The organism is Priestia sp. TRM10, from assembly GCF_057808375.1.
On the sequence record NZ_JBJZOT010000003.1, the window covers coordinates 76542 to 89209 of the forward strand.

Here is a 12668-nt window from a genome sequence, read left to right on the forward strand (position 1 = left end):
CTATTTTTGTAAAAAAGTTCATGCAAATGGTCTCTTTTATATGTTACGGCCTAGAAAAGCTATTATGTGAACTAAAGATAAATATCTTATATAGCGTAAAACAGAAAACACTACCGTCTGGAGTCAGTAGTGTTTTCCATTGCACATCAACATAGCCTATTTAATTTTTCCATCTTCATTTTGAATTCTTAGGAAATGTAACCTTGTAATATTCTATTTTGGAATATCTATCTTCAGGGTTTTTAAGGATTTGTACATACTAAGGATAAAGACTTCATCCCTCTAAACAATAAAGTCTCTCTCCAATCTACTTCTTGCTGAGGTTCTTTAAAGCTTATTGCTGGAAGTTCTTCAATGAAATGCTCTAATGCCGTTTTACCTTCCATCCGAGCTAGGGGAGCCCCTAAACAATAATGAATCCCCTTTCCAAAAGCAAGATGTTTGTTTGATTCCCTATGAAAATTCACTTGATCTGGATTTTTAAAGACATCGGGATCGCGATTTGCTGATCCGAGAGAAAGTAACAGTAGATCACCTTTTTCAAAATGAACCCCTTTGTAAATATGATTTTCTGCTACAAAACGAGAATCCATTGAAACTGGGCTTTCATACCTTAGTAATTCTTCCACAGCCGCATCAAATAAGTCAGGGTTATGTCTTAGTTCTTCTATCTTTTCGGGATTTTTTAATAATGTAAGTAACCCATTACCTATTAGATTAACTGTTGTCTCATGTCCAGCAACTATTAAAAGAACAACCATTGAAAAGAGTTCACTTTCAGAAAGAGAATCTCCTTCCTCCTCTACTTTTACAAGTTTGCTAATTAAATCTTCTTGTGGGTTAGAACGCCTCTTATCAAATAGTTCTGATAAATAATCAGTGAATTCTTTTGCTGTAATCTGGATTTCTTGGAGAAGAGGAGTATCTTGGTAGTGAAGTATACTATCAAATTTAATTAATGTATTTGACCAAACTCGGAATTTTTGATGGTCCTCATATGGTATTCCTAAAATTTCACTTATTACTATAATTGGGAGAGGGAAAGCATAGTCGTTAATTAAATCAAATTCCTTTTTATTTTTAATTTCTCCTATTAACTTAAGGGAAACTTCCTTTATTCTAGAATCCATTTGTTTAATTATTTTAGGAGTAAAGGCTTTATGAACTAACTTTCTGAGTCTACCGTGATCAGGGGGGTCGACTTCTAACATATTATTTCCATATAGTGAATCTATTTCTTTACTAATAAAAAATGATGCTTTTTCTTCTGGAGACATGAATTTTCTTGAGTCACTTGAGTACTTTTTAGGATCAGTAAGAATATAGTCAATATCTTCATATTTAGTTAAAAGCCAAGTTTTCTGTCCCTCATGTTCTTCTAACATGTGTATAGGGGAGTGTTCTCTCTTTTTTGTTAAGTAGGGGTACGGATCTTGAAAAAAATCTTCTGACAATTTATATTCCATGTTAATACACCTCGTATATCTAGAATAGAAAATTCAAAATTTATCTATATTACTCTTATCACACGTCTTTCGTTCACCTTCGCGTATGATTAATCATAAAGTCTATTTATTCAACTAAGCTGAGTATATGGAGACTTCAAGTCAATTTATTGTACGGAAGCTTAGAATGGGCATTTCTTTAATATCCAACAGTCGTTACCCTTTTATAAGGGATACAAAATTAAAAATAGTCATAACAGATCTTCACGTTGATGTATCTCTCTTACCTTTTTCCATAATGCACCTCAATGTCCCCCTTATAGACTGAGCGTTTATTAAATAAGAGCTAGCTACGTAAAAAATAGAATGTTTGTTATCTTCCTCATCAATAAAATAACTTAAAGGCATGAGGGAACCCTTCATATTTCTTCTCCCAATAGTCTTTGTTTCCCAACTATTTTGTAAAACCCTATCTCTTATCCCTAATTGTTCTAACACTCTGGTTGCACTAGCATTAACTAGAAAGGTTGCTCCTGCATTTTTCCCATCCGGATAGCTCTCCTAAACAGAGGATTTAATTCCTTTTGTTTTAAGAAAATGGCCAATTGATACTTGCAATGTCTACGCCTATAATTACAACTTGATTCTCTTTTATCACCCCCCTTTGTTAAAAAATACCGACCATGCGGTTTATTATATAGTTAATTCTGAATAATTTCAACCCTCCACCCTTTAAGTTGAGTATATGTTTCCCTATCCAATATATCCCCAGTTAAAAAATGAGTCAGTAGAACAAATCACTCTAGAATTGTGGCAATCCCGGTAGCATATGTTGCTTCCTTGATTTTCATCATTACGAATAAAAATACTTAATATATTTTTTACAATGTAAAAAGGGACTAATAGCGATATAATCTTGAAATAACTGGATGCAAGAGGATGGATTTTGCCTGTTGACCCAAGTGCTAGGTCAATTGACTAAGCGTAAGGATAAGTAAGCGTTACTAATATGATGATAATCACCAGGGGATGAACAGAAACGTTCCGAGCTTTTTTATTTTCCCTTCTCTTAGGCCAATAGAATAAAGTGCTCCCTCATCAATTCCAATCTCGAGTGTGAGGGAATAAAACACATAGTAAATGGGGATGATCATGTTGACAGCAGCTAGCGCTTTTGCCCCTAACACATGGCTGATAAATAAACTATCTACTAAAGTATCAATGCTTATAAAACACTCCTATAGCAGAGGGAATTAAATAAGATAAAAATAGTGGGGATGGCTTGGGCTTGCTCACTTTGTCTAATAGTAAAATCATTTTTATCTTCACTTTCATTGTGTACTAAACCTTTTTTCGTTACAATGAACAGCATAAAGTATATGGTTACCATATAGTAAAGGAGATATTCATGATCGAAGACAAAAAAAGATATTTTACAACAGGGGAATTTGCACACCTCTGTCGTGTCAAGAAACAAACCCTCTTTCATTATGACGAGATTGGCCTTTTATCCCCCGAAATTAAAAAAGAAAACGGATATAGGTATTATTCTTATAATCAATTTGAGCTCTTTCAAATTATTAGCTCCTTCAAAGAAGTTGGTATTCCATTAAAGGAAATAAAGTTACTTTTAAAGGGAAAAACACCAGGAACTATGATTAATCTTCTTAAAGAAAAATCCATTGAAATTGAAAATAAAATCAAGGGACTTCAACAACTTCAAACGATTATACAAACGAAAGTAGGACTAGTAGAGCAAGCTATGCAAACTGACTTTTCTTCAATTTCTCTTCAGTATTTAGAGGAGGAGGAATTCATGATAGGAGAAAAGGTATTAAATTTACCTGAACGAAAATATATTACAGCTATTTCAGATCTTATTCATTATGCTCAATCACATAAAGTTGATATGGGATATTCAGTTGGGGCCATTTTTGCACGTGAACAAATATTAAAAAAGGACTTCTATAATTACAGACATTTTTATCTCAAAATAAAAGATGGAAGAGAAGATATGGACTCCCATATAAGACCCAAAGGGCTGTATGTTGTCGGATATCAAAAAGGTGAGGAAGCTGAAGTAGCTTATAGTAGAATAATTGAATTTATTAAGAATAAGGGACTAAAGGTGGGCGAATATGCATATGAGGACTATATGATTAATGAAATGATGGTAGATGGCTTCGACAATCAAATCACAAAAATTCACCTTCAGGTTCAAATCGAGTGAGATTAATAACTACAGGGGTATAGATGAATTGAAACGAACTATTTATTTTGAACTAATTGTAAGTATTGGTTTTTATTGTAACACTTACATATAAAAACCTTTAGAATTTTATGAAGATACACGTTGCTGAATATCACGATATAATAAATAGAAAGCATTTACTACGAATAACATTCTACAATTAGATAGGAAGTGAAGAGCAACCATGACACGTCAGGCAGAGGCGAGTAAAAAAACAAAAGATAAGATAGTAAAGGTAGCACGAGAATTATTTATTAAAAAAGGATACTCGGAGACCTCTCTACAAGAGATTCTAACAGCTGGAAACATCAGTAAGGGAAACCTTTACCACCATTTTAAAGGAAAAGAATTTCTTTATTTATATATTATTGAACAAGATTATCTTCAATGGGAACATCAATGGAAAGAAAGAGAGAGTCATTGTAGGAATGCTATTGAAAAGCTTTATGATCTCACTAATTTCTCACTTCAAATGGATTTTAACTCTCCCCTTATTCATGTGGCTGAAGAATTTTTTGCCAGTGCTTTTAAATCGAAAGAAGTGATTGAAAGAATCCTTGAAATTGATACCCAGTATTCTAAGATGATAAGAAACATTTTAGAAGAAGGAAACCATGATGGTAGTTGGTCAATTTCTAATTTAGATTTAACTACTCAGATAGTGAGTTCACTATTCTATGGGTTGGAGATTACAGCTCAAGGTAGTTTAGATGAAGACAAGAAAAAACTCTATCAAGAGTCTGCAAGAATACTTATTGAGGGCTTAAAATAATCTTTACTTTGATGTCATTTATTACAGTAACCTCAGAAATCTTATTTATTCTAAGTACATAGAAAAAATTCAGACTTCTAGATCTATATCCGAGGAAAAACTGGAAGAAGGATTAAATTATATAAAATAACTATTGATAAAAAGAACATACATTTGTATTTTAAGGGTATTTACTTCTGTTAACTTGATCGCGGAGTGATAACTTGAGATATATAAACCCCTTAAGTATAAAGGGGTTTGGTATCTCTAAAATTCTTAAAATATCTTTTTAAAGAATATATGTCTTGTATATGATGGAGCTAATTAAGTTTTGTTTTTCTTGTATTAAAACAAATCCTTATCAATTATTTACCTTTACTTTCTGCAATTTAATAAATGCAGTAATATTCAAGATAATCGTCTTTACAACTGAATAAGTAGGTATTGCCAATATCATTCCAACGATACCCGCAATATTACCGGAAACAAGTAAAAGGGTAATAATTGTTACCGGATGTGTATTTAGCTTCTTGCCAATTACTAGAGGAGAAAGTATAGTACTCTCTAATTGCTGGACAATAATTACGATAATTATAACAAGAATGGCTTGAAGTGGAGAATAAATTAATGCAAAGAAAAAAGCCGGAGCTAAACCAATAAAGGGCCCTGCATATGGAATGATATTTGTCACAGCACTAATTAAAGCAAACAAAAAGGCATAAGGAAGACCAATAAGTAAATAGCCAATAAAGCTTGTAACACCCACAAACATGCAGACAAGTAATTGTCCCTGTATATAAGTAGCTAACGTTGTGCTTGTTTCTTTTAGTACTTTCAGACCGGGAGCATGATATGAGCGTGGTACAAAACGTAGAATAGCTCCTGGAAGTTTATCTCCATCCTTCAACATAAAAAACAGTATAAATGGAACTAACACAATTACTACCGTAATATTTTTAACCATTCCTAGAATGGAAGCCAATCCATGTGTTAAAGCAGTTGGTATCTCCATAACATAATTCTGTACTGTATTTACTATATTTTTTACATTTATATAATCCTGTTCCATTGTCCACTTAAACCATCTTGATTTCACTAGATTGTTGATGAATTCATCCATTTGTTTTAAATAAACAGGGAGTTCTTCTGCAAAATGGTTAATCTGTTTGAATAACGATGGTACTCCTGTTCCAATTAGAAGACCAACCAATCCAATAAAAACAAGATAAATAATGAGAATGGCCATAACCTTTGGTACTTTTCTTTTGATTAAAAATGTAACAATAGGTTTTAATAAATAGAAAAGGAAGCCTGAAATAACGATTGGAAAAAACAATGTAGATACAAAAGTTACAATAGGATTAAATAAAAATGCAATCTTTGTACTAACATAAATAAGGATACCGATCAATAAGAATTCAAGCGTCCAAAATAGCAATTTTGATTTAAACAAAATATTTCCTCCTAACAAGATACACGGGACAGTGTGAAAGATTAAATATAAGTAATGGGAGTCAAAAATGACCTTTAAATTAGGTAATCCTCTTATCTTTACTAAAAGTGAACCCTCCTTCTTTTATCAACATCACCCTCTTATTTGAAATAATCTTTTGTTTATTCCTTATTTCAAGAATGTGAGGAACTAGTTATAGAACTTTATAGTTTGAAAACTTTGTTATTTAGTTTATCATAAACCGTACGGTCTGTTTATTTTTTAAGGATTTTTATAATTTCTTTTTAAAATATTAATTATTTAATTAGAAAGGAGGTTAAATATATTTGATTTATATACCTAATATGATTACAATTGGTAATTTATTGTGTGGGCTCCTGGCCATTTACTCATTATTAGTTCAGGATATTTATACTGCAGCAACTCTTATTTTTATAGGTCTGTTTTTTGATTTCTTTGATGGTATGATTGCCCGGAAGCTTAATACTGTTTCGGATATAGGTAGAGAATTGGATTCGATGGCTGATTTGGTTACCTTTGGCGTAGCTCCATCCATATTTGCCTATTATATATGTCTTTATGAATTACCCATCATCGGAGTTTTATGCATGTTAATTTATAGTATTTGTAGTATACTTCGTCTCGCTAAATTTAATGTTAAACAAAGTACGATCTCTACATTTATTGGAATGCCTACTCCCCTTGCAGGAATTTGTCTTGTCACATTGAGTGCTATGCATAATCAAATACTTGTGGTAGTAGGGATAAGTATTCTTTCTTATCTAATGGTAAGCAACATCAAATTCCCACATTTCAAAAAAAATACAATGGAAAGTTTGGAGTCTAAAAATGGAGCAAATTGAAGAAATTATTACAGGTTATGGATACATCGCTATTTTTTTAATGCTAGTTCTTGGAATTGTAGGATTACCTATACCAGATGAAGTGATGATGACAATCGTTGGTTTCTTTACTCATACTGACATATTGAACTACCCCCTTGCTATTATAGTAAGCTTTTTTGGGGCGTTGTTAGGTATGATGATTAGTTATCTCATCGGTAGAAAAGCAGGACGTCCTTTTATTGATAAATTCGGGAAATGGGTTGGTCTGAAAGAAAAGAGAATGCTGAAAGTAGAAAATTGGCTAAAAAAGTATGGACCGTATTCTCTGATATTTGGATACTTCATTCCAGGAATCAGACATGTAACGTGTTACCTCTCAGGTATTGGCAAGATGGAATTGAAGACATATACCCTATTCGCTGCAATTGGTGCCTTTCTATGGTGCTTTATTTTTATTACGTTTGGAAGGATGATAGGAATTCTTTATTAAAGAAAGAGTACACGTCCGTTGTCAATTAAAGGATTTGTGCTTCTCTTATTTCTGATAATGCACCTTATGTGAGGTAAGAGGATAATCTTTAGAAAAAGTATAAAATATCTTTTTATCTTCAATCATGAATACCTCCTTGACTATACGGTAACTGTATACTTTATGATACTGATTGTATCTGAGAAAAGTTTAACTAACAGATAAGTTTTATAGTATTTATCATATGTCAATTGATTTAGTTTAGTTAACTGAACTTAGAGTCAAGAGGTATTATTCATGAAAATTTTGTTTTAGAATGGAGAATATTCATTTCTCATGGCAACAAAATTAACTTTTAGTGTAAGACTTTCTAGTTTGTGGATTACACTTTCCTGGTATGTAGTTGATAATCACAATACTTTGGTTTGATTATGGTAGCCACCTCTATTCGAAGGATGATTATGATAATAATAGAGGTCATGCTAGCTAATCGATATAACCAGTGGAATAGAAATGAAACGTAAGGAGGTCTATCTATTGAATCAACTTTTAAGAAATAGGGTTTTTGTAATTGTTGCAACAGCCGATTTATTACAGCAAGTCGGCATATGGATTAGGAATATGGCCTTGCTGTTTTATATTATGAACCAAACCAATAATGATCCCACAGCTGTTTCATTACTTACGGCACTTGAATATCTTCCGATTTTTGTATTTTCCTTAATAGGTGGAACATTTGCTGACCGTTGGAATCCGAAAAAAACTGTAATATTAGGGGATACATTGAGTGCAATATCGATGGTGGTAATATTAGCTCTCGTATCATTAGGTTTATGGCAGGCTGTATTCGCCGCTACCGTAGTATCAGCAATTGTTAGCCAATTTTCTCAGCCTTCTTCCTCTGTATTATTTAGGAAACATGTACCAGCCGAACAAGTTGGGGCAGCTATTGGGATTACCCAAAGCCTTATGTCTGTATTTACGATATTTGGCCCAATTGCTGGCACATTTATATATACCCAGTTAGGGCTTCAGTTCTCTCTCATTATATTGTTTGTAATTTTTCTTCTGGCAGCTTTTATTCAGTTATTTTTACCTCCTTCATCAAGAGAGAAAACAGTTGAAAAAAGATCAGCTATGGAGGATCTTAAAGGCGGCATCCAGTATGTAATTAAACATTCAAACTTGCGTCTTATTGCTGGGATGTTTCTTCTTACAGGAGTGGCAATAGGATTAACCCAACCGTTAGATGTATTTGTCACAATGGAGCGTTTGGGATTACCTAAAGAAGCCGTACAATGGTTTGCAGCTTGCGAAGGAGTAGGCATGCTTGTTGGTGGCATTTTAGCAGCTACCATTACAAAATGGGTAGAGCAACATCGTAATAATGTCATAACAAGCACGTTAATTCTATGGTCAATTATAACCATTATCGAGGTATTATCCATATTTCCTCTTTTAACAGCTGGGGTGCGCATTATTTCTGGGGTTACGACAGCCTTCTTTCAGGTTGTCTTTAGTACCCTTATGATTAAAGAAGTACAGGTAGAATACATTGGGAGAACAAATGGAGTTATTACTCCTTTGTTAATGGGAGGCATATTAGTCGGGACACTTGTCTCTGGTTTTATAGTTAATTCTATTACACTGTTTGGAGTTTACGGACTATCTGCAGTTTTAATTATGTTGTGTACGATTTTAACAGCGAAGTTAAAAGTTTACGGTGAAGGGGACAATACAAGAGAAGTTGAAAGTAAGTAGAAAATTTTGCTATAGAAGAGTTTGAATAAACGAAAAAGGAAGGGTATCAAATTATTTTATCTATAATTTGATACCCTTCCTTTTTCTAAAAAGAGAAGTGAAAAAAGACATTTTGATACATCTTTACTAGTGGTAACATATTTATGTTCACTTGGTTTATATATCATATACATATTAATTAACGATATAAATTAGTGCTGCTATAAGGTTTGGAATAGCCTTTATTATAAAACCTTTTGGTTGTTCTATACGGACAATTTTACGCTTTTTCTTCTCTAAATATAGAGTACCTTTATTACCTAGAATTAGGCTATCAATAAAAAAATCTAAAAGTAATAATACATAGATATTCCTAAAATTCATATCCAAATATGAATTGTTTCGATTTTTTCAAACATTCTAATATTAGATAAAATATATTACATACTGTTGCAAAGGGTTGAGGAATAAACTTCTTATGTGTATCGATTAGAGTAGAAAATGAGAATTCAGAGCAAAGGGGAGGTAAATTGTATTACTAACGATTGCATAGAATAAAAAATGTTTAATTTGGAGTGATTATATGTCTTTAATAAGTTCTAATGGCGATTCTACTACATTATATTCATCAACAGAATTAAGCGAAAGAATGAAGGCCTCAGGAAAAAAGGAGGGAATAATCAAAGACCCTTCGAGTTTATTAAGTGTTGTCTACGTTGGATGCCGAACGACCAAGGAACGTAATGCACGGGGAGAAGGGATTAATGTATTTCAGGTAAACCATAAGTCTGGAAATTGGGAGCAGATTCAGCTTGTGAAAGATATTATTAACCCTTCCTTTCTAACCTTTGATCGTAATAAAAATTTCTTATATACGGTTCATGGAGATTGTAGCGAAGTTAGTGCGTTTAAAATTGACAAAAGAACTGGTAAATTAACCTTTATTAATAAGCAATCTACAGGAGGAAGAAATCCAGTTCACTTGGTTGTAGATGCTACTAATCAATATATTGTTGTTTCCAACTATATATCAGGTACTTTGTCAGTACTCCCAATCAATGTTGATGGGTCCCTAAAAGAACTCTGTAATCTTACGGAGCTTCCTGAGAGAACAGAAGACCCTAATGTTAATTTATATGCTAAACAAGGTATACCTCACCCACATCATAACCCCTTAGACCCAACAGGGCGTTTCTTTATAGTACCGGATCTCGGGTTAAATAGATTGTACATTTATACCCTTGATAGTGAACAGGGAAAACTCGTAGTAAACAATCCACCATATGTAGATACTGGAAAAGGTTCTGGTCCTAGGCATGTTGATTTTCATCCTTCTCTGCCGTACTTATATTTGGCTAATGAATTAGACTCTACCGTAGCGACATATTATTTTAACGTTCAAGAAGGAAGTTTGGTACATTTGCAGACACTCTCAACCTTACCTGGACGTGTTATTAATAATACATGCGCAGAAGTTTTCACATCTCCATCAGGAAAATTTGTTTATGTATCAAATCGTGGGCATAATAGTATAGCTATTTTTAAAGTTGATCAGAGTAATGGGTTACTTTCGCCCGTTGGTTGGGAACCAACTTTGGGGGAAACTCCGCGATTTTTTACATTTGATTCATCTGGTCAATTTCTATTTGTTGCTAATGAAGACAGTGATACAATAGTATCTTTTAAATTAAATGACGAAGATGGAAAGCTAATGTTCACAGGTCAAGTTGTACAAACAGGAAGTCCTGTCTGTATTCTCCCCTCTCTTGTAGATTCTTAACAGTTGAAAAACACCCTAAATCTTAATAGTGAAATTTCAATCTGGGAATTGTACTAACCATACTATTTTTCTGTTAAAGGTAGTTTAAATTAATCCTACATTATGGTGAACCAAGATAACTTAAGCAGTCTAAAGTCGTTACAAGTTTTTTGGACTGCTTATCTTGAAATTGAGTTTATTTCTCTTACCTTGTAATTTATTTAAACTTCTAGAATGTGACTGGTAGTATTACTGGCTATAAAAATTACTATTATTTATTATATTTAGTTTAATATTATGCAAATAAACATTTAATTTTATAAAAATATTCTTGATTAGGGCATTTCTATACCTATTCAGTATTTTTGAAAACGCTTTCCTTTGGAGGGATGTAAATGAGCCACTTAGAACCATCTTTAGAAAAGAGAACTATTCGTAAGGTTACTTGGCGAATTATTCCGTTTGTTTTCATTTGTTATATTATTTCTTATATCGATAGAGCAAACTTGGGGTACGCTGCCTTAGAAATGAATAAAGATTTAGCGCTTAGTAGTGAAGTATTTGGATTTGCTTCTGGGATTTTCTTCATTGGATACTTTTTATTTGAGGTACCTAGCAATGTAATGATGCAACGTTTTGGAGCCCGTGTCTGGATTGCTAGAATTCTAGTTACGTGGGGGATACTAGCAGTTATAACAGGATTCATTCAGAGCGCAATGCATCTGTACATTTTAAGATTTCTACTTGGTGTAGCAGAAGCTGGATTCTTTCCAGGGATTATCATGTATCTTACTTTTTGGTTTAGATCAAAGGAAAGGGCTACAACAATTGCTCTATTTACTGCAGCTATACCAGTTTCGTATATTATTGGAGCCCCACTTTCTACCTGGATTATGGATTCTATTAACTGGATGAATATATCTGGATGGCGCTGGATGTTCATATTAGAGGGATTGCCAGCTGTAATACTTGGGGTGGTAACTTACTTCTATTTAACAGATTCCCCAAAGAATGCAAAGTGGTTAAAAACTGAGGAAAAAGAATGGTTAATACAAGAGTTGAAAAAGGATACAGAATCAAGAAAAGATGTAAAACACTTGGGCATTATGAAAGCTATGATTAATCCTAAAGTATTGTTTTTATCCTTTATTTACTTTGTTTATCAAACAGGGAGCCTGGGTGTAGGATATTGGATGCCACAGATTATTAAAGGTTTTTCAGATACATTAACGAATATACAGATTGGTTTAATTGCTACTATTCCTTATATTGGTGCTACAATTGGAATGATATTTTGGTCACGTCACTCCGACAGTAAAGGTGAGAGACGTCTTCATTCGGCAATACCCCTTCTCTTAGCATCTATCGGTTTGGTTGGTGCTGGTTTAACGGGTAATCCCTATTTGGCTATCTTGTTAATAACACTTTCACTAACCGGGATGTACAGTTTTAAAGCACCATTCTGGGCTTTACCTTCCCTGTTTCTAACTCAGTCAACGGCATCGATAGCTATAGCATCCATTAATTCAGTAGGGAATTTGGGTGGTTTCGTAGGCCCATACACAATTGGAATTATAAACGGAGCAACACATGATATAAAAGTAGGGTTACTATTTTTAAGTTCATTATTATTGATATCTTTTCTAATGGTTCTATTTATGAAAGTTGACGATAGGAAATCTCAAATAGAAAATACATGTCCACAAAAATTTTCAAGTTAATAGAGGTAACTCATAACAGAGGAATTTATATTAAATTTTATGTTTTTTATAAGACTTTTGTACATGAGGTAAATAAAAGGCGCAAATTTGTTGTTACTAAACAAATTTGCGCTTTTATTACTTCCTGTAATCAACATTATGGTGCGACAAGAAGTCGCTTTTATATAGTGTGGATCACGCCACTAGTTTAGACGCAAAAATTATCTCTGTCCAAAACTGCGGGCCTGGTAACGG

General features: G+C 33.2%; 9 protein-coding genes. 7 read left to right on the plus strand and 2 right to left on the minus strand.

The features are described 5' to 3' along the window. Positions 1-242 precede the first annotated feature (242 nt). Entirely contained in the window at positions 243-1466 is a 1224-nt protein-coding gene (locus ACK3CR_RS03990; protein WP_328123951.1) for a cytochrome P450 family protein, read from the minus strand. Between the two features lie 1387 nt (positions 1467-2853). On the opposite strand from ACK3CR_RS03990, the gene ACK3CR_RS03995 reads away from it, so the two are divergent. Both ACK3CR_RS03995 and ACK3CR_RS04000 read left to right on the plus strand, forming a co-directional pair. Then, complete coding sequence (locus ACK3CR_RS03995; RefSeq protein ID WP_488974826.1) at positions 2854-3675, plus strand: MerR family transcriptional regulator; 822 nt, start codon at positions 2854-2856, stop codon at positions 3673-3675. A 205-nt stretch (positions 3676-3880) separates the two neighbouring features. Beyond that, positions 3881-4468: a TetR/AcrR family transcriptional regulator gene (locus ACK3CR_RS04000; RefSeq protein WP_488974827.1), complete on the plus strand. Its 588-nt coding sequence runs from the start codon at positions 3881-3883 to the stop codon at positions 4466-4468. A 340-nt stretch (positions 4469-4808) separates the two neighbouring features. Here ACK3CR_RS04000 and ACK3CR_RS04005 read toward each other — a convergent pair whose 3' ends face one another. Continuing rightward, positions 4809-5900 carry an AI-2E family transporter gene (locus tag ACK3CR_RS04005; RefSeq protein ID WP_488974828.1) on the minus strand — a complete coding sequence of 364 codons (1092 nt, stop codon included), beginning with the start codon at positions 5898-5900 and terminating at the stop codon, positions 4809-4811. Between the two features lie 326 nt (positions 5901-6226). Here ACK3CR_RS04005 and pssA point away from each other — a divergent pair, with 326 nt between their 5' ends. From pssA to ACK3CR_RS04030, 5 genes are all read left to right on the plus strand, one after another. After that, on the plus strand, positions 6227-6763 hold the full coding sequence (pssA, locus tag ACK3CR_RS04010) for a CDP-diacylglycerol--serine O-phosphatidyltransferase (RefSeq protein ID WP_488974829.1): 537 nt from the start codon (positions 6227-6229) through the stop codon (positions 6761-6763). After that, positions 6750-7235, plus strand: a complete 486-nt coding sequence (locus ACK3CR_RS04015) for a DedA family protein (RefSeq protein ID WP_019390504.1) — start codon at positions 6750-6752, stop codon at positions 7233-7235. The genes pssA and ACK3CR_RS04015 overlap by 14 nt, the downstream gene beginning before the upstream one ends. A 516-nt stretch (positions 7236-7751) precedes the next feature. Beyond that, positions 7752-8975, plus strand: a complete 1224-nt coding sequence (locus ACK3CR_RS04020) for an MFS transporter (protein ID WP_488974830.1) — start codon at positions 7752-7754, stop codon at positions 8973-8975. Between the two features lie 562 nt (positions 8976-9537). Then, positions 9538-10734 carry a lactonase family protein gene (locus ACK3CR_RS04025; protein ID WP_488974831.1) on the plus strand — a complete coding sequence of 399 codons (1197 nt, stop codon included), beginning with the start codon at positions 9538-9540 and terminating at the stop codon, positions 10732-10734. A 374-nt stretch (positions 10735-11108) separates the two neighbouring features. Beyond that, complete coding sequence (locus ACK3CR_RS04030) at positions 11109-12434, plus strand: MFS transporter (RefSeq protein ID WP_488974832.1); 1326 nt, start codon at positions 11109-11111, stop codon at positions 12432-12434. Positions 12435-12668: the final 234 nt, after the last annotated feature.

Excerpts from the sequence above, each read along its gene's own strand:
- ACK3CR_RS03990 (WP_328123951.1), bottom strand. The coding sequence starts at position 1,466 with ATGGAATATAAATTGTCAGAAGATTTTTTTCAAGATCCGTACCCCTAC.
- ACK3CR_RS03995 (WP_488974826.1), top strand. The coding sequence starts at position 2,854 with ATGATCGAAGACAAAAAAAGATATTTTACAACAGGGGAATTTGCACAC.
- ACK3CR_RS04000 (WP_488974827.1), top strand. The coding sequence starts at position 3,881 with ATGACACGTCAGGCAGAGGCGAGTAAAAAAACAAAAGATAAGATAGTA.
- ACK3CR_RS04015 (WP_019390504.1), top strand. The coding sequence starts at position 6,750 with ATGGAGCAAATTGAAGAAATTATTACAGGTTATGGATACATCGCTATT.
- ACK3CR_RS04025 (WP_488974831.1), top strand. The coding sequence starts at position 9,538 with ATGTCTTTAATAAGTTCTAATGGCGATTCTACTACATTATATTCATCA.
- ACK3CR_RS04030 (WP_488974832.1), top strand. The coding sequence starts at position 11,109 with ATGAGCCACTTAGAACCATCTTTAGAAAAGAGAACTATTCGTAAGGTT.